This window comes from Rhodococcus sp. NPDC080181, from assembly GCF_040702225.1.
GTDB lineage: Bacteria > Actinomycetota > Actinomycetes > Mycobacteriales > Mycobacteriaceae > Rhodococcoides > Rhodococcoides fascians.
Genome location: NZ_JBFBKN010000002.1, coordinates 241,018 through 259,150 on the forward strand (window position 1 = coordinate 241,018; position 18,133 = coordinate 259,150).

Genomic DNA, 18,133 nt, shown 5'->3' on the forward strand with positions numbered 1-18,133 from the left:
TCAGGTCAGTAGTTGGTGGGCTCGAAGCCCGACATAGAGTTCGGCGGCCTGCACGGGATCACGGAAGTCGCGACCGGTGAGTTCGGCGATACGCCGCAATCGGTACAACACCGTATTGCGGTGGTAGTGCAGCTGTTCCGCGGCATCCTTGGTGGAGCCACCGCACGAGAACCACGCATCGAGAGTGGCGAGCAGACTCGTCCGCTCGGCGCGGGGCAACGCCAACAGATCGCCGAGAATCTGACGGGCCGCGATACGGCCGGATTTCGGGTCGCGCGCGAGCAGTAACGGCACCGGTACCGAGTCGTAGCGCACCGGCGTCGACGGCACAGAATCGGGAAAGCTGCACGACCGGGCCAGACGGGCCTGCCCCACGGCGTCACCGATTCCCGACGGAGACCGGAACACCGAACTGACACCGATCCGCCCCGGGCACAGTTCTCCGAAAGTGGCCAGTGCTGTATCGATGTCGGATTCCCGAGCGGCACAGAACAATCCGATGCTGCCGTCCACCTCGGCATCCCACACCGACTCGGTTCCCGCGGCCCGCAACCGAGCGACGACGCCTTCGATACCGAGTCCCGTCGACGAGGGTTCCTGGGAAACCACAGCAAAAAAGCCGCGATCCGGAATTCGGAACGCACGCAGGGCATCCGCCGCCGCGGCCGGATTCGCGGCATGATCGGCGAACAGCACCCGAATCAGCCGGCCGCGGGCTTCGGCGCTCTCGCGGGCTCGCATATCGGCGCTCTCTCGATACGCCTCGGCCGCCTCGTCGGAATACACGTCGACCAATGCCCACACCTGCGCCGCCATGTCCAGCAGCGCGTGGCTCGCCCGGCCGTGCGAACGCACCATCAACTCGTCCCAGACCAGCCGACCACCGAGCCGGAACGCGTGCAGCAATGCCGCCAGCGGTACACCTTGCTCGGCCTTGAGCCTGCCCGCCTGCTGCGCCGACTCGAGCCGAACCGGTGCACGCCCGGACAGCTTGCCCAACATCGAGGCCAGATTGCTGCGAGACGCTTCGTGAAGTTGATCCGCGGTGAGCAGCGTCGCCTCCAGATAGGCATGCTCGGCTCCCAGGATGCGCCGGACCAGTTCGCTCGCCAGCTCGTCGACGTCGTCGAGCATCGCCGCCGCCAGCTCGGTCGGTGACGGATGCAGAGCGGACTCGGTGGTGGTCATGACTGAACCATAGCCCGGCCGATGTAAGCCACACCACACCCGAACTGTGCGGCGGCACAATCCGCTGCGCTCGATTGACAGCGGCGGCCCATAGCCTGCCGCCCCGAATGCGACCAGAATCACACTCGAAGCCGTGTATCCGAACGACGAGTGGAGACGAAAAGTTGACCAGCGAAGCCACCCCGCATCTGCAGCCTGTACCGACGAACGGACCGGACGCCTCCCTGGCGGTCGATACCGCTCTTGCCGACCTCGACGCAGGCGAGCAGACCTGGGGCAGGCTCGGCCTGGCAGACCGCCGGGCACTGCTCGAGCGCATGCACGCCCTCACCACGACGCACGCGCAGGAATGGGTGACCGCCGCGGCGTCGGTCAAGGGCCTCGACCCCTCGTCCAACCTGCTCGGTGAGGAATGGCTCTCCGGCCCGTACTCGTTTCTCGGCGGTCTCGGCACGCTCGCGCACACCCTCTCCGCGCTCGAGGCAGGCGGTAGCCCGCTGGCCGGAGCGAAGTTCGGAACAGCCCCGGGCGGACGAACGACCGTATCGGTGTTGCCGCTCAACAACTTCGAGAAGCTACTGCTCAACGGGTTCAGTGCCGAGGTGTGGCTCCGGCCGGGAATCGACCGTGCCACCGCACAGCGCACCGCAGGCCTCGCCCAACTCGACCCGACGCGCACCGCGGGCGTCGGCGTCGTCCTGGGCGCGGGCAACATCACCTCGATCGCCCCGCTCGACGCCCTCTACGAACTGATCGCCTTCAACCGCGTCGTCGCGCTCAAGCTCAACCCCATCATGGACCCACTGCTGCCGGTCTTCGAGAAGATCCTCGCCCCACTGGTGGACATCGGCGCGCTGCGTCTGCTCACCGGTGGAGCCGACGTCGGCACCTACCTGGTCAACCACGATCGCGTCGACCACGTCCATATGACGGGCAGCGCAATCACCCACGACGCCATCGTCTTCGGCCCGGGACCCGACGGTGCCGCCCGTAAGGCGGCGAACCGGCCGATCCTGACCAAGGAGATCTCCAGTGAACTCGGTGGCGTCTCGCCCACCATCGTGTTGCCGGGCGAGTGGAGCCGCGCGGACATCGAGTTCCAAGCCGAACACGTAGCCACCCAGCGACTGCACAACAGCGGATACAACTGTGTCGCTTCGCAGGTCGTCGTGCTGTCCTCGGAATGGAAGCAGCGCGACGAGTTCATCGCAGCCCTGCGCGCCGCACTCGACCGGGCACCGGCCCGCGCCCCGTACTACCCGGGCAGCGACAGACGGGTGTCCGACGCCACCGCCACGTACCCGTCTGCCGAACGGCTCGGCGACGGCGGTGGCCGGGTGCTCATCACCGACCTCGATCCGGGCGAGTACGCACCGCTCCTGCAGACCGAGTACTTCGCACCAGTCATGGGCGTCATCGAGTTGCCCTACAGCGGAGCAGCATTCGCCGCCAAGGCCGTCCAGACGGCCAACGAGGAGTTCACCGGCACCCTCGGCATCAACATCATCGGCACGCCGAGCACCATCAAGGAACTCGGTGAGAAGTTCGACTCCATGCTTGCAGACCTGAGGTACGGCACCATCGCCGTCAATGCCTGGACCGCCCTCGGATTCCTCACCGCATCGGCCACCTGGGGCGCGTTCCCCGGCCACACCGTCGACGATGTGCAGAGCGGAATCGGCATCGTGCACAACGCATTACTGATCGACGGTGCCGAACGGACCGTGGTGCGCGGACCCTTCCGCCCACTGTCGAGGTCGCTGATCAGCGGAGAGATGTCCATCTCCCCCAAGCCGCCGTGGTTCGTCACCAACAAAACCGCAGCATCGACCGGGAAACTGCTCACCGCATTCGCCGGAGCACCGTCCTGGACCAAACTCCCGGCAATATTCGCCTCCGCCCTGCGCGGCTGAGCAGCGTCCAACGACAGCTGCCGACGAACCCTGAGGACAATCATGAGCACACAGAACACAACCGCCGACTACATCGTCGTGGGCGCGGGCTCGGCCGGCGCAGTGGTGGCCAACCGGCTCAGCGCCGATCCCCGCAACAGCGTGATCCTGCTCGAGGCAGGCCCGGAAGACAAGAACAAGTTCGCCCACATCCCCGCCGCGTTCTCCAAACTCTTTCGTACCGAGGTCGATTGGGACTACCTCACCGAACCGCAGCCGGGGCTACGCGACCGCAGCATCTACTGGCCGCGCGGCAAGATGCTCGGCGGCTCGTCGTCGATGAACGCCATGATGTGGGTACGCGGATTCGCCGCCGACTACGACGAGTGGGCGGCCAACTCCGACGACTCGTGGTCGTTCCGCAACCTCGTCGGATACTTCCGCAAGATCGAGAACATCGAGGGCACAACCGAACTGGACGCCGGCACCGGCGGGCCGCTGATCGTGTCCCACCAGCGCAGCTCACGCCCGCTCACCTCGTCCTTCCTCTCCGCCGTCGAGGAAGCCGGCTACTCGGTGGAAACACCCAACCTGCCCGAACCCACGGGCTTCAGCCGCACCATGGTCAACCAGAAACGCGGCGCCCGCTGGAGCACCGCCGACGCCTACCTTCGCCCGGCGAAGAAGCGCACCAACCTCACCGTCCTCACCGAGGCACAGGCCACCCGGGTTCTTTTCGAGGGCAGCGCCGCAGTCGGCGTCGAATACACCTCCGACGGCGTCACCCATACGGTGCGCGCACACAAGGAAGTCGTTCTGTCCGGCGGAGCCATCAACACACCGCAGCTGCTGATGCTCTCCGGCATCGGAGACAAGGAGCAGCTCGCAGCCCACGGCATCACCGTCCGGCACCACTCGCCGGACGTCGGGCAGAACCTCCTCGACCACCTGGCCGCCCTCATCGGATGGAAGACCGAGAAGGACTCCCTGTTCCACGCCGAGAAGATTCCCGAACTCATCAACTATCTCGCGCGCCGACGCGGCATGCTCACCTCCAACGTCGCGGAGGCATACGGCTTCATCCGGAGCCGCGAGGATCTGCCGCTGCCGGACCTCGAACTCATCTTCGGACCGGCCCCGTTCTTCGACGAAGGCCTGATCGCCGCCGACGCACACGCCGCGGTCATCGGCACAGTCCTGCTGCAACCCAAGAGCCGAGGCGAGATCACGCTCCGGTCCGCCGACCCCCTGGCCAAGCCCATCGTCGAGCCGCGTTACCTCAGCGACCCCGACGGAATGGACCGCAGGGCCATGATCGAGGGACTGCGCGTATGCGTCGCGCTGTCGGAGACCCCGTCCCTGAAGTGCCAGCTCGGGGACGTCGTACGCCCCAGGGTGGCGTCGAACATCTCCCCGGCGGATCTGCTCACCGAGGCCCTGGAGCAGAACGCGCACACTCTGTACCACCCGGTGGGCACCGCGCGGATGGGCAACGATGCCGGCAGCGTCGTCGACGCTGCGCTGCGGGTTCGGGGTGTCGACCGACTCCGGGTCGCCGACGCATCGATCATGCCCAGCATCATCCGCGGCCACACCCATGCACCGTCGGTGATCATCGGCGAACGAGCCGCGGATCTGATCCTGGGCTGAGCCGAACGTGAACATGTCTGGTTTGACCGTTCACACCGTGGGGTAACAGGTCGGCACCGCTTCAATGCAGGCATCGCGATGAAGACCCATCCGATCGGCAAGCAGCGCCGAATAACCCACAACGCTCGAGAGACGAGCACGGAAGGTTGACCGACATGTTCACTGTTCGTAAAGCTTTGGCCGCCACCGCAATCGGTGCACTCACCATCGTCCCGCTCGCCGCGTGCTCCAGCGACGACGCATCCAGCACCACCGACGCAGCCACCTCCTCGGAGTCGTCGGCCATGGAGACCACCGAGAGCACTCCCGAGCCCGCAGCCGAGGTCGCCGACCTCAGCAACGGCGTCGACACCGCAGTTGCTCTCGACCCCGGCTTCCTGGGCGCACTGACCACCCTCGGCCTCACGCCGGGCGTAGTCGGAACCGCAACTCTCGCAGACGGTTCCATTCGCTTCCCGATCACCGGTGGCGACGTCAAGTACTGGGAGCCCGGCACGGTCGACCCCTACGTGCAGGGCGAGATCAACCACGACGGCAGCGGATTGTCGCTGACCGCAGGCGAGACCGTGGTCGAGCTGACCAACTTCGACATCGACCCGGGCACGTCGCTGCTCACCGGTGACGTCACGGTCAACGGCGAAGAGGCTGCTGCCGACGCCGTGCTGTTCGACCTCGACGGCCGCACCCTGCAGCCGTTGGCAACCGGCCCCGAGAACACCGCCATCCTGCAGGGCACGCAGGTGAAGATCTCGGAGACCGCAGCCGGACTGCTCAACGACACGTTCAAGACCGACGCTGTCACCCCGGGACTGCTCGTCGGCGTTGCGACCATCACGGTCAAGACCGCCGCATAATCAGCTCCTGAACCCGTGCGCGGGCAGTCACCGACGACGTCGGTGCTGCTCGCGCTCTGGTGCTTTCACAGACGTTTCGTAAAACGCGACAGGGGACCGGGAATGAGAGCCTTCCGACGGATATACGGTGGCCACCCTCTGCATGCCGTCGGCCTGCTGTTGTCTTTCGCACTGGTCGGCTACGTCGTCCACATCGCCGGGCCGAAAACGTTGTGGAACAGCGACATCTGGTGGCATTCCATCGCCGTCTGGTTCTTCGGATCGGTACTGCTGCACGACGCGGTCCTGTTCCCGCTGTACTCGGCGGCCGATCGCCTTCTCACCGGGCTCGGACGACTACAGCTGACCGTCTCGCCCATCAACTACATTCGCGTCCCGGCTCTCGGCACAGCGCTGACGTTCTTGATGTTCTTCCCCGGAATACTGTCCCAGGGCGCGGAGACCTATCGTGCGGCAACAGGTTTGACCCAAGACCCCTTCTTGGAACGATGGCTGGTTCTGACAACGGTGTTGTTCGCCGCCAGCGCCGTCGTCTACTTCATTCGCTTCACCGTGGTACGGAGCCGAACATGAGCGTCACCGCAGACACCCTTTTCCACCGCGCCGCCGCTGGATTGCCCTGCTGGATCGGCGATTCCGACGGCTCGAGAGAACGTCTGCCCACGGCCCGCTGGATGGGCGGAAGCGCATCCTCGGAAGAGGATCGCCGAGCCGACCACGCCATGATCAGCCGATGTACCGGGTCCACCATCGATCTCGGATGCGGACCCGGCCGGCTCACCGAAGCTCTTGCCCGCCGAGGACTCTCGGCGCTCGGCGTCGACACGTCGAAGGCTGCCGTCGACCTGACCATCGGCCGCGGCGGAAACGCCGTTCTCCGTGACCTCTTCGAGCCTCTGCCCGGCACCGGCACGTGGTCGTGTGTGCTGCTCGCCGACGGCAACATCGGCATCGGCGGGGATCCGGTGCGCCTGCTACGCCGAGCCGCCGATCTGCTGGCACCACACGGAGCCATCATCGCCGAGGTGGACGAACCGAGTGACTCCGGGATTCGGCACCGCACCGTCCGCTGGGAAACCGACACCATGGTCGGCGATTGGTTCGCCTGGTCGAGTGTCAGCGCCGACGCCACCGCCGACCTCGCCCGCGCCGCCGGCTTGCAGATGGTGGACGTGGCTCCGATCGACGGCCGCTGGTTCGCGCAGATGACTCCGGCTCAGCTCACCAATTCGTGAACAGCAGATGATTGACGGCCAAGGCCCCGATCACCTGCAGCGCCAACCAGAATCGATGTGTTCGACGCGGCAGCACCGCCGGGGCGATCAACATCCACATCGCGAACGGCAGCCAGATTCGCTCCGTCTCCGCTTTGCTCAGCTGACTCAGATCGGCCATCACCACCGCCGCGAGGCCGCCGAGCACCAACAGGTTGATCGGCTGCACCCGCGCGGCGATGCGTGGGAACGCCGCGGGCACAGCGATGCCGAGCGCGCAGAACAGTGCAGCGAAGTTCGCCCAGCCCCAGTACTCGAACGGACGATCCTTGGCGATGCCCTGGTAGTACCGCTCCTGCACCAGCTCGTACCCGTCGTACCACCAGAATCCGTACGCCGTGAAGATTCCCGCAACGAGCAGGGCACCGATCACTGCACCGAGGAACGGCAGAACCTTTCGGCCCGCTATCAGCACCGCGACCGCCGGCAGACCCATCAACACCAGGCCGTAGTTCAAATAGATTCCGAACCCGAGAAGCACTCCCGCACCGATGGATGCGGGCCACAGCCAGCGCTTCGTCGAGACCGCCAGCAGCGCGATACCCCACGCCGCGACCCCGGCATAGAACGCGTCGGCGGAGACGGCGATCCAGATCGCTGCCGGTGCGATCGCCACGAACGGTGCTGCGCGCCTGGCCATGTCCTCGTCGCCCAGAACACCCAGCGTGAGAACCACAGCAACTGCGGCACTGGTTCCCACCAACACGCACAGCGTTGCCGCCCAGGCCCCGCCGCTCAAACCGAGACGGTCGAGCCAGACGAACGTCAGCAGCGCACCGGGCGGATGGCCCGAGACGTGAGTGGTCCACGAATCCGCCTGGTAATCCAGAATGCGCTCGGAGAATCCGCGCAGTGTCGCGGGGATGTCGGTGATGCCGGGAACCTCGTGCAGGTACTCGTCCGTCGAGGCCAACCGGTCGACGAACCCACGCTTCCAACCGTCGACCATCGCCAGCGCCATCGTCCATGCCGCCGACGCACCCCAGACGACGAACAACAGCCGCGTCCAGGACAGGCGTCGAGCCACGGTCGGTCCCCACAGCACGGTCGCCACCGCGATGAGGACGGCGAACGGCGTTCCCCATCCGACATGAACCTCACGAAAACCGAACAGCGGTGCGGCGTCGGCAAAATCGCGCACCTGCTGCGGTGTTCTGTTGATGATCGGGGTGACGATCTCGTTGCCCAGATACGGAACGACGAACGCGACGGCAACGAGCACGACGGCCAGCGCACCGGCGACGGCTTCTCTCCAGTAACGGATAGTGTTTTCTCCCTGCGGACTTGAAGACGAACACGGTTTCGGACCAGCATATCGACCGACGGTGATGGAGGATGGGTAGATGAACACGCAAGCGGGGTTACAGGCCGAGATCGCGGTGATCGGCGGCAGTGGCTTCTACTCGTTCTTCGCCGACGACGCCGAAGAGATCGAGCTGGACACGCCCTACGGATCACCGAGCGCACCGATCACCGTCGGCGAGGTGGAAGGACGACGAGTTGCCTTTCTACCTCGACACGGCCGCGCTCACGAATACTCGCCGCACACCCTGCCGTATCGGGCCAACATGTGGGCGCTGCGCATGCTCGGTGTCAGCCGCGTGTTCGCCCCGTGTGCCGTGGGATCGTTGGTGGCCGAATACGGTCCGGGAACCGTCGTGATTCCGGATCAACTCGTCGATCGGACGTCCGGCCGCACTCAGACCTACTTCGACAACGGCGGCATACACGTCGAATTCGCCGATCCCTACTGCGCGGAGTTGCGCAGCGCGGCCGTCCAGGGGTCCGCGGTCGACGGCGGTGTCATGGTGGTCGTCGAGGGTCCCCGGTTCTCCACTCGCGCCGAAAGCCAATGGTTCGCGCGCCAAGGTTGGACACTGGTGAACATGACCGGTCACCCCGAAGCCGTCCTGGCCCGCGAGCTCGAACTCTGTTACGCGCCGATAGCGTTGGTGACCGACCTCGACGCCGGGATCGAATCCGGTCAGGGAGTCAAGGCAGTGGACGTGTTCGCCGAATTCCAGAAGAACATCGAACCGCTCAAGGCGCTCGTCCGATCCGCAGTGCGCGACGCACCGACGGGCGAGTGCCCCCACTGCCGGGTGCACGCCGGAGTCACACTGCCGGTCGAGCTGCCATGACTCGCGTACTGCTTACCGGCGCAGCCGGATTCATCGGGGGCCACATTCTCGACGCAGCGCGCGACACCGATCTCGAGATGGTCGCCGTCGACGCCATGTTGGGTTCCGCTCACGGACCCGGCGCGACAGCCGAGGGCATCACCGATCTGGATGTGCGAGACAAGGATTCACTCGTCGAAGCGTTACGCGGTGTGGATGTCGTGTGCCATCAGGCTGCTGTCGTCGGCGCAGGCGTCGACGCCGCGGACGCACCGGCATACGCCAGTCACAACGACTTCGGAACTGCAGTCCTGCTCGCGGCGATGTACGAGGCAGGGTGTTCCCGCCTGGTACTGGCATCGTCGATGGTGGTCTACGGCGAAGGGCGCTACCTCAATTCCTCCGGCGAGACCGTCGTGCCGCGACCGCGTACCCGGGCCGATCTGGACGCCGGGCTGTTCGACAACCGCGACCCTGCGTCCGGCGAGCCACTCGATTGGCTACTGGTCGAGGAGGATTCACCGCTGCAACCGCGCAGCACCTACGCAGCGAGCAAGCTGGCGCAGGAGAACTACGCCTCCGCGTGGGCACTGTCGACCGGTGGTTCCGTCGTCGCGCTGCGCTACCACAACGTGTACGGCCCGCACATGCCGCGCAACACCCCGTATTCCGGTGTGGCGGCAATGTTCCGGTCCTCGCTCGAACTCGGGAAGCCGCCCACGGTCTACGAGGACGGCAAGCAGGCCCGCGATTTCGTCCACGTGCACGACGTGGCAGCAGCGAACATCGCGTCCATCTCCGCCGAACTGGACGGCTTCACCGCGCTCAACGTGTGCTCGGGTCATCCGATCACCATCGGAGAGGTGGCGTCCGTTCTCGCCGACGCGAGGGGTGGACCAGCGCCCGAAATCACCGGCCAGTACCGAGCCGGGGACGTACGGCACATCGTCGCCAGTCCACAGCGGGCAGAAGAGGTTCTGGGATTTCGCGCGCAGATCCTGCCGCAGGACGGTCTCACCGCGTTCGCCGACGCACCGTTGCGCGACGCCGAGGGAACGGGCCCACCCCGTGTCTGAGCCCGGATCGGTCACCGTCGTCATTCCCTGCATGAACGAAGCCGAATCGCTTCCAGCCGTGCTGGATTCGATCCCGCCGGGATATCGAACGATCGTCGTGGACAACAATTCGACCGACGCCACCGCCGCGGTGGCAGCCGCCCACGGCGCGGCAGTGGTAGCGGAAATCGTGCCCGGATACGGAGCTGCCGTGCACGCGGGCGTCCTCGCCGCCGACACCGATATCGTCTGCGTGCTCGACGGAGACGGCTCGATGGACCCGCGCGACCTACCCACCCTGGTTGCTGCACTGGACAGCGCAGACCTGGCCGTCGGCCGTCGCCGGCCCGCCAAGGGAAGTTCCCCGCTGCACGCAAAAATCGGCAATGCCGTTCTGTCTCTTCGACTTCGGACCAAGTACAAGTTGCCCGTACACGACCTCGGTGCCATCCGAGCGGTCCGCCGACAAGCACTACTCGACCTCGAAGTCACCGACCGACGCTCCGGCTACCCGCTGCAGCTGCTCGTGCTCGCGGCCGAGGCCGGCTGGACCGTCGTCGAACACGACGTGGACTACCGACCACGAACCGCAGGCACATCCAAGGTCTCCGGCTCGGTCCGCGGCACCATCGTGGCCGTGCGCGACTTCTGGAAGGTGCTCTCGTGACCGTCACCGCCCTCGTCGTGGCCAAAGCGCCCGTTCCAGGACTTGCCAAGACTCGCCTCGCCGCCACGATCGGCGACGCGGCCGCCGCCGAAGTGGCAGCCGCCGCGCTGCTGGACACCCTCGACGCCGTCGCGGCAGCGGACGTCGACCACCGCGTCGTGGCCCTCACCGGCCATCTTAGCGACGCGGCCCGCGCCGAGGAACTCACCCGAGCCCTCGCGTCGTTCACCGTGATCCCGCAGCGCGGCGACGGACTGGGCGAACGGCTGGCGAATGCGCACGCCGACGCCGCGCCCGCAGGTGCGGTACTTCAGATCGGAATGGACACCCCGCAGGTCACCGGGCGACTGCTCAGCGACGCAGCCGCGTTGCTGGCCGACACCGATCTACTCGGTGCCGCCGAGGACGGCGGTTGGTGGATCCTGGGTCTACGGAATCCTGCTCAGGCCCGGGCATTGCTGGACGTACCGATGTCTGCCCCGTCGACGGGTGACGACACTCGGGTGGCACTGACCGCTGCGGGTGCCGAGGTCACCATGGTGTCGCAATTGCGAGATGTGGATTTCGAGTCCGATCTCGATGTGGTGTCGAATATGTGCACACCGAACAGTCGCTTTCGCCGAGTCGTCGAACAATTACGCAAAACTCATTGATTTTTGTTTTCGAGAAGGACACGAAAAACAATCCGTCGGGTCTCTACATCTGCTGGGGAACAAGAAGCTTCACTTTGTCGCATTTGCCGGACCGCACGCGATGTATATCGAACAGCAACACTTCATAACCACCGTTTCACGGCGATTTCTCAGACATCAGTGCTACAAAGTGTCCATGACCGGGTTGCTGATAGGCGTAGTCGTCTGGATGGTGTGCGCTGCAATAGTCGCCACCGTCCTCGGCCGCGTCGCGCACCGAGGAGATTCCGAGGAACTCGGATCCACCATCGAGTGGAATATCGACGGTCTCGATCGCGAAGTTCAACACGAGAACTGACGGTCTCAGTCGACTCGATCGACCAATTCGATCAGGATTGCCGACGCTGCGGCCAACGTTTCCCGCTGCCGAGCCGATAACTCGTCCAACTGTTCGGCGAGAGCGATTTCGCGAGACGCCACTTCGTCGCGAGCAGTCGCAACGCCCGCCTCGGTCAACTGCAGCACCACCTGCCTGCCGTCGGTCGGGTGCGGCTCACGGACAATCAGGCCGGCCTCGACCAACTGATGCGACGACCGCGACACCGACGGCGGCTTGATTCGTTCCCGAGAAGCCAGTTCACCGGTCGTCATCGGCCCCTCGCGCAACAACGTCGTCAGAATCGACAACTGAGCCACCGGCAACCGGTCGCTCGAATGGCGCAGACGCAGTCTCCGATTCAGCCGCATCGCACTGACGGACAGATCCCGCGCCAGCTGGGAATCGGGTAGATCACTCACGTGTCCAGATTACGACACCGAGGGGCATTCGCCCGATTCGCGAAACAGGCTACGAGTTGATTGAACTTGCCCATAACAAACCGCTGCCATGGTTCCGAGGTGTTATCGGGGAAACACCATGAAACGGGGCAGTTTTGACACGCGTGGGATCCAGACTCTTGACAGTCGCAGCACTGACGGTGACGGCATCGATGCTGGTCACAGGCCCAACGGCCCTCGCCGACCCCAACGCAATCAACCCAATCGCCGGTCTGAACGGAACATTCGGATTGCCGCAACTGCACGGCCGCGCACAGGCCGTCGCCCAGGTGACCGGAATGTCGAGCCCGAACATGACCCAGAACGTCAACATGATCGGCACCGACCTCGGCATCATGTGGGACAACGGCCGAGGCGAGGTCCTGACCGCCTTCGGCGACACCGCAGGCGTCGGCGTCCCCAACCTCCTGCAAGGCAGCCTCTGGTCCTGGCGCAGCAACGCCATCGTCCGCAGCAACGACCGAAACCTCGCCGACGGCATGAACTTCGACAGCGTCGTCAAGGACGCCGTCGGACAAACCAAAGAAGTCGTCCCCAGCCCCAAGATCCCCTTCGTCGAAATCAGCCGAATCCCCACCGCCGGAGTCGCCGTGGGCGACACCCAGTACCTCAACCTCATGTCGGTCAAGAACTGGGGACCCGCAGGTACCTGGGACACCAACTTCTCCGGCCTCGCCGCCTCGACCGACAACGGAGAGAACTGGGCCGCACTACCCGAGACCCACAGGCCCAGCGCCGGCGGAGATCGAAACTTCCAGCAAAGCGCCTACCTGAAGGACAACGGATACATCTACCAGTACGGCACACCGCCGGGTCGCTCCACACTCGGCCACGTCTCTCGCGTCAGAGAAGCGGACATCACGAGGCCCGGCGAATACGAATATTGGACGGGTAAGGAGTGGAAGAAGGGCGATCCCGCTGCGGCCGCCCCCATCGTCGACGGCGTCGGCGAACTGTCGGTTGCATACAACGCCGCTGTCGGCCAGTACCTGATGATGACCACCGACAACGCCAATTCCATTGTGCTGCGGCGTTCTTCATCGCCCGTCGGACCGTGGAGCCCACCCGAGGTACCGGTCGACACTCGCGAGATCAGCTCGATCTACGCCCCGTACATCCACCCGTTCTCGACGGGCCGCGACCTCTACTTCTTGGCGACGGTGTTCCAGAACTACAACGTGCTGTTGCTGCGGGCAACGCTGTAGCAGTTCCCATTAGGCTTCCGGCGTGGACGCTGCCGAATGGGATCGCAAGTACGAACGCCGAGAACTCGTCTACGGCGAGGCTCCGAATGCCACCTTGGTCGAAGTCGCGACGACAATCCCGCGCGGTCGAGCCCTCGATCTGGCGGCCGGCCAAGGTCGCAACGCCATCTGGCTCGCGACGCGCGGCTGGATCGTGGACGCCGTCGACTTCTCGTCGGTGGCATTGACGCGGGCGAGTCGAGTGGCCGAGTCGGCCCCGCGGTCGGTGCGCGAGCGCCTGACCTGGATACACGCCGATGTGACGAAGCTGGCAACCGAGCCCAACTATGACCTGGTGCTCATGTTCTACCTCCATTTGCCTCCGGACGAGCGACGCCGAGCCGTATCGGCTGCGGTGTCGGCGTTGAAACCTGATGGAATCCTCATGATTCTCGGCCATCACTCGTCGAACATCACCGACGGTGTCGGCGGTCCACAGGAAGCCGAGATCCTGTACACACCAGAGGATCTGGCGGCGGACGTCGGGGACCGACTCACCGTCACCACGGCCGAGAACCGGTATCGAGACGTGACCGGCGGCACAGCGATCGACGCTCTATTACTGGCGAGTAGGTCCGCCCTTGGCAGCGGAACCGATCGGGGGTAATATCCGTTAAGTTACCGACGAGTAGCTAACTTGGGCGGTACTCACGAGACCGCACCACCGACTGGAGAGCGAACGAGCAATGGGCCATTACAAGAGCAACCTCCGGGACCTCGAATTCAATCTCTTCGAGCTATTCGGACTCGACGAGACCCTCGAGGGCGACAACTTCGGCGACATGGACGGTGAAGTAGCCCGTGACATGCTGCGCGAGGTAGTACGCCTGGCCGAGGGCCCCCTGGCGGAATCCTTCGCGGACGCCGACCGCAACCCCCCGGTCTTCGATCCCGAGACCCACAGCCTGAAGCTGCCCGAATCCTTCAAGAAGTCCTACAAGGCCCTCGCCGACGGTGAGTGGTGGCGCGTCGGCCTCGACGAAGAGGTCGGCGGCATGGCAGCGCCTCGTAACCTCCTGTGGGGCATCAACGAGATGCTCCTCGGCTCGCAGCCCGCCGCCTTCATGTACTCCGCAGGCCCCGGCTTCGCAAACATCCTGTACCACAACGGAACCGACGAGCAGAAGGAATGGGCCAAGGTCGCCGTCGAACGCCAGTGGGGTGCCACCATGGTCCTCACCGAGCCCGACGCCGGATCCGACGTCGGCGCAGGACGCACCAAGGCGATCAAGCAGGACGACGGCTCCTGGCACATCGAGGGCGTCAAGCGCTTCATCACCTCGGCCGTCTCCGACGACCTCTTCGAGAACATCTTCCACCTCGTGCTCGCCCGCCCCGAAGGTGCCGGACCGGGCACCAAGGGCCTGAGCCTGTTCTTCGTTCCGTCCATCCTCTTCGACTTCGAGAAGGGTGAACTGGGAGAGCGCAACGGTGCCTTCGTCACCGGCGTCGAGCACAAGATGGGCCTCAAGGCCTCCGCCACCTGTGAGCTCACCTTCGGTGGCCACGGCGTCCCCGCCAAGGGCTGGCTCGTCGGCGAGGTCCACAAGGGCATCGCGCAGATGTTCGACGTCATCGAGCACGCTCGAATGATGGTGGGCACCAAGGCAATCGGTACCCTCTCCACCGGCTACCTCAACGCACTCGAGTACGCCAAGGAACGCGTCCAGGGCGCCGACCTGACGCAGATGACCGACAAGACCGCACCGCGCGTCACCATCACGCACCACCCCGACGTGCGCCGCAGCCTCATGATGCAGAAGGCGTACTCCGAGGGCCTGCGCGCGGTGTACCTCTACACCGCCGCACACCAGGACCCGATCACCGCCAAGCAGGTCTCGGACGCCGACGAAGACATCGCCTACCGCGTCAACGATCTGCTGCTGCCCATCGTCAAGGGCGTCGGCTCGGAGATCGCCTACCAGGTGCTCGCCGAATCGCTGCAGACCTTCGGTGGCTCCGGCTTCCTGCAGGACTACCCCGTCGAGCAGTACATCCGCGACGCCAAGATCGACTCGCTGTACGAGGGCACCACCGCCATCCAGGCGCAGGACTTCTTCTTCCGCAAGATCGCCCGCGACCGCGGCGTAGCCCTGGCTCACGTTGCCGGACAGATCAAGTCGTTCATCGACAGTGAAGCAGGCAACGGACGCCTCAAGGCCGAGCGCGCACTGCTCGCCACCGCCCTCGAGGACGTCCAGGCCATCGTCACCTCGATGACCCAGCACCTCATGGGCGCACAGGACCAGCCCACCGAGCTGTACAAGGTCGGCCTGGCATCGGTGCGTTTCCTCATGGGCTTCGGCGACCTGCTCATCGGCTGGCTGCTGCTGCGTCAGTCCGAAATCGCCATCGCTGCACTGGACAACGGCGCAGAGGGCAAGGACAAGGCGTTCTACGAGGGCAAAATCGCAGTGGCCTCGTTCTTCGCCAAGAACATCCTGCCGCAGCTCACCGCCACGCGCGCCATCCTCACCAACATCGACAACGACATCATGGAACTGGACGAAGCAGCATTCTGATTCCCTGAAACCTTCGACGGCCGCACCTGTTTCACGGGTGCGGCCGTTGTTGTTCGTGCGCCGTCGGTCTCGCCTCGGTTGCCGGCCTGCGTAGCGGCGCAAACGCGCGCGCGTTTGTCAGATGCGCGCGGATTCTGCGGGATACTTAGGCGATTTCGCGCGCGTTCGGCAAATGCGCGCGCGTTTGCTCCCGACTCGATGTAATTCGCACGCTCCCTCGCGGTGCCGGCAGGGCAGCGGCCCGTTCTACAGCTCGGGCAACGCGCGCCACCAACTCTGCTGGATTCGCCAGGTCCGCCCAGGTCCAGCGCACCACCGGATAGCCGAGATCGCGCACCGCGTCCTCCCGTACCTTCTCCCTGAACACCACGTCGCCGGGGTTCTCATCCTGTCGCAAGTATTTGGTGTACTTGGCTTTACCGTCGAACTCGCATACGACGAGGCCATTGACCATCCAATCGATCCGTGCCACCGATCGCCCACTTGGATCCAGGATCTCCACCTGAGACTCGACGTCGAATCCGCCCTGGCGCAGTATGATTCGACTCTGCGATTCCCCTGGGTTCTCGCTGCGCCCGTCCATGAGGTTCACGGCTCGTCGCGCCTGCGCCACACCTTTCCAGCCCCGAGCCCGCTGCAACTCCGCGTCGAGCTCACTCTCGTCACAGCACTTCAACGCCACGTCACCTGCGATTACCGCAGACAGCAGCGTCTCGGTTCGAGCAAGGTCGACCACTGTCCGAGCCAGCGAGGTCACCGAGACACCGTCGACCGTCACGCTCGATAAGGACGGTGCACAGTGCACGGTCACAGCCGTATTCGTACGACCGCCGCCGCGGCGGTGTCGGGTGATGTGAACCTTGTCCAATCCGCCAGTGGGTAAGGGTAATCCGTGCAGTAGTGCAGCCGAACGGTGACTGACGACGTAACCACCGGACAAGATCGGCAAAACCGCATCGATCAACAGTCTGTGCCGCTCCTGTTCTGTCAGCCCGGCCAATCTCGACGACGGAACGTAGACGCCATTCACAAAACGCTCCCAGCCACCCCGCTCATACATTGCGCGCAACTCGTGATCGGCGCTCCCGTCTGCCAGCGCCTCGGAGCGTCGAATCATTCGGTCGTCCTTCATGCTCCGAGTCTCGGCCATGCGTCGACGGAGTCGAGCTCGAAAGCTGACGACTGTGCACAACTCCGGGCTTGTGGATGAATACAGGTACCGGCGTACCAGTTCGCCTAGCTGTCAGTCCCGCAAACGCGCGCGTATTTGTCAGGTGCGCGCAGAATTGTCGACTATTCGGCCACTATTTCACGCGCGTTCAGCACGTGCGCGCGCGTTTGCGAGGCAGACGGAGCCGAAACAGGTGGACGAGCAAACGAGGCCGCACCGAGCGAAGCGCAGCTGCACCACCAGGAGAACCGGCTCGGCAAAGCGTCGCTGGCAGACTTCACGAGACCGATCCGACAAACGCGCGCGCACTTGTCAGATGCGCGCAGAATTGCCCACGATTGGGCCACTATTTCGCGCGCGTTCAGCAAGTGCGCGCGCGTTTGCGAAAATCGGCGGGCGAACCGAACAGGCCGAAGGTGGGCGGACAGGGCCGAACCGGTGGGCGGGCCGAACAGGCTGAAGGGGGCCGAACCAAGTCGAACAGCGGTTACTGCTGAAGTTTGCGGAACTTGCTGCCGTGGAAGACGATTGGATTGACTTCACTCTGTACTTCGAGGGAATGGATGCGTAGCAACACTATTGCGTGATCGCCCGCTGGAATTTGTTGCTCGACGGTGGTGTCGAGCCAGGCGGTGGCACCGACGATGAAGGCCGCGCCTCCGTCGGTGACGGTGAGGTCGAGACCGGCGAAGCGGTCACCGGTTTTCGCAGCCAGAGTGCGGACGGCATCGTTGTGCGCTTCCCCGAGCACGCTGACGCCGATGTTCGGCGCAACTTCCAGCTTCGGCCACGTGGTCGACGTGTTCTGGATGCACACCGCTACCAACGGCGGATCGATCGACACCGACACGAAGCTACTGGCCGCCAAGCCCACCAGGACACCGTCGATTTTCGCAGCGATCGCCACGACGCCGCTGGGGAACTGCGCGTACGCCTCACGAAGTGTCTGTTGATCGAGGACGGTGCGTGTGAGCGTCATGGAGGATGCTCCCTTTCGATCGTGCGGTGCCGAGCGCACCTCTACTGT

18 protein-coding genes are annotated in these 18,133 nt (G+C 64.8%); 13 read left to right on the forward strand and 5 right to left on the reverse strand.

The genetic code is table 11. The features are described from left to right. Window positions 1-1,188, reverse strand: coding sequence for a CdaR family transcriptional regulator (locus AB0O58_RS03430; protein ID WP_032367074.1), 1,188 nt, complete (start codon window positions 1,186-1,188; stop codon window positions 1-3). A gap of 224 nt (window positions 1,189-1,412) precedes the next feature. Between AB0O58_RS03430 and AB0O58_RS03435 the strand changes: the two genes are divergently transcribed. The 5 genes from AB0O58_RS03435 (at window position 1,413) to AB0O58_RS03455 (ending at window position 6,819) form a co-directional block, all read left to right on the forward strand. Further along, the gene (locus AB0O58_RS03435; RefSeq protein WP_032400521.1) at window positions 1,413-3,101 is read left to right on the forward strand and encodes an aldehyde dehydrogenase family protein; all 1,689 of its coding nucleotides are present in this window, start codon (window positions 1,413-1,415) and stop codon (window positions 3,099-3,101) included. A gap of 42 nt (window positions 3,102-3,143) precedes the next feature. Further along, window positions 3,144-4,730: a GMC family oxidoreductase N-terminal domain-containing protein gene (locus AB0O58_RS03440; RefSeq protein WP_032400460.1), complete on the forward strand. Its 1,587-nt coding sequence runs from the start codon at window positions 3,144-3,146 to the stop codon at window positions 4,728-4,730. A 155-nt stretch (window positions 4,731-4,885) separates the two neighbouring features. Beyond that, window positions 4,886-5,584, forward strand: a complete 699-nt coding sequence (locus AB0O58_RS03445; RefSeq protein WP_032367076.1) for a hypothetical protein — start codon at window positions 4,886-4,888, stop codon at window positions 5,582-5,584. A 102-nt stretch (window positions 5,585-5,686) separates the two neighbouring features. Then, entirely contained in the window at window positions 5,687-6,157 is a 471-nt protein-coding gene (locus AB0O58_RS03450; protein WP_027495403.1) for a hypothetical protein, read from the forward strand. Then, entirely contained in the window at window positions 6,154-6,819 is a 666-nt protein-coding gene (locus AB0O58_RS03455) for a methyltransferase domain-containing protein (protein WP_080729123.1), read from the forward strand. Before AB0O58_RS03450 ends, AB0O58_RS03455 begins: the two co-directional genes overlap by 4 nt. Here the strand turns inward: AB0O58_RS03455 and AB0O58_RS03460 are convergent. Continuing rightward, window positions 6,806-8,122, reverse strand: a complete 1,317-nt coding sequence (locus AB0O58_RS03460) for a hypothetical protein (protein ID WP_032375071.1) — start codon at window positions 8,120-8,122, stop codon at window positions 6,806-6,808. The two genes, AB0O58_RS03455 and AB0O58_RS03460, sit on opposite strands and share 14 nt — an antisense overlap. A 79-nt stretch (window positions 8,123-8,201) precedes the next feature. Here AB0O58_RS03460 and AB0O58_RS03465 point away from each other — a divergent pair, with 79 nt between their 5' ends. The 5 genes from AB0O58_RS03465 to AB0O58_RS03485 all read left to right on the forward strand — a co-directional run bounded on the left by AB0O58_RS03465 (window position 8,202) and on the right by AB0O58_RS03485 (window position 11,690). Then, entirely contained in the window at window positions 8,202-8,999 is a 798-nt protein-coding gene (locus AB0O58_RS03465; protein WP_032369478.1) for an S-methyl-5'-thioadenosine phosphorylase, read from the forward strand. Then, window positions 8,996-10,054: an NAD-dependent epimerase/dehydratase family protein gene (locus tag AB0O58_RS03470; RefSeq protein ID WP_032390238.1), complete on the forward strand. Its 1,059-nt coding sequence runs from the start codon at window positions 8,996-8,998 to the stop codon at window positions 10,052-10,054. Before AB0O58_RS03465 ends, AB0O58_RS03470 begins: the two co-directional genes overlap by 4 nt. After that, on the forward strand, window positions 10,047-10,700 hold the full coding sequence (locus tag AB0O58_RS03475) for a glycosyltransferase family 2 protein (RefSeq protein ID WP_032390239.1): 654 nt from the start codon (window positions 10,047-10,049) through the stop codon (window positions 10,698-10,700). Before AB0O58_RS03470 ends, AB0O58_RS03475 begins: the two co-directional genes overlap by 8 nt. Then, on the forward strand, window positions 10,697-11,353 hold the full coding sequence (locus tag AB0O58_RS03480; protein WP_222087113.1) for a DUF2064 domain-containing protein: 657 nt from the start codon (window positions 10,697-10,699) through the stop codon (window positions 11,351-11,353). The genes AB0O58_RS03475 and AB0O58_RS03480 overlap by 4 nt, the downstream gene beginning before the upstream one ends. A 175-nt stretch (window positions 11,354-11,528) precedes the next feature. Further along, the gene (locus AB0O58_RS03485; protein WP_167328661.1) at window positions 11,529-11,690 is read left to right on the forward strand and encodes a hypothetical protein; all 162 of its coding nucleotides are present in this window, start codon (window positions 11,529-11,531) and stop codon (window positions 11,688-11,690) included. A gap of 5 nt (window positions 11,691-11,695) precedes the next feature. Here AB0O58_RS03485 and AB0O58_RS03490 read toward each other — a convergent pair whose 3' ends face one another. Continuing rightward, complete coding sequence (locus AB0O58_RS03490) at window positions 11,696-12,130, reverse strand: MarR family transcriptional regulator (RefSeq protein WP_032367083.1); 435 nt, start codon at window positions 12,128-12,130, stop codon at window positions 11,696-11,698. A 191-nt stretch (window positions 12,131-12,321) separates the two neighbouring features. On the opposite strand from AB0O58_RS03490, the gene AB0O58_RS03495 reads away from it, so the two are divergent. The 3 genes from AB0O58_RS03495 to AB0O58_RS03505 all read left to right on the forward strand — a co-directional run bounded on the left by AB0O58_RS03495 (window position 12,322) and on the right by AB0O58_RS03505 (window position 15,935). Then, window positions 12,322-13,374, forward strand: coding sequence for a DUF4185 domain-containing protein (locus AB0O58_RS03495; RefSeq protein ID WP_366237930.1), 1,053 nt, complete (start codon window positions 12,322-12,324; stop codon window positions 13,372-13,374). 22 nt (window positions 13,375-13,396) lie between these two features. After that, entirely contained in the window at window positions 13,397-14,020 is a 624-nt protein-coding gene (locus AB0O58_RS03500; RefSeq protein ID WP_288122793.1) for a class I SAM-dependent methyltransferase, read from the forward strand. Window positions 14,021-14,099: 79 nt separating this feature from the next. Beyond that, window positions 14,100-15,935, forward strand: a complete 1,836-nt coding sequence (locus tag AB0O58_RS03505) for an acyl-CoA dehydrogenase (protein WP_027495393.1) — start codon at window positions 14,100-14,102, stop codon at window positions 15,933-15,935. A gap of 145 nt (window positions 15,936-16,080) precedes the next feature. Here AB0O58_RS03505 and AB0O58_RS03510 read toward each other — a convergent pair whose 3' ends face one another. Next, window positions 16,081-17,067 (reverse strand): hypothetical protein, encoded by a 987-nt coding sequence (locus AB0O58_RS03510; RefSeq protein WP_366237898.1) that lies wholly within the window; start codon window positions 17,065-17,067, stop codon window positions 16,081-16,083. A gap of 526 nt (window positions 17,068-17,593) precedes the next feature. After that, window positions 17,594-18,085 (reverse strand): flavin reductase family protein, encoded by a 492-nt coding sequence (locus AB0O58_RS03515; protein WP_027495391.1) that lies wholly within the window; start codon window positions 18,083-18,085, stop codon window positions 17,594-17,596. Window positions 18,086-18,133 lie beyond the last annotated feature (48 nt).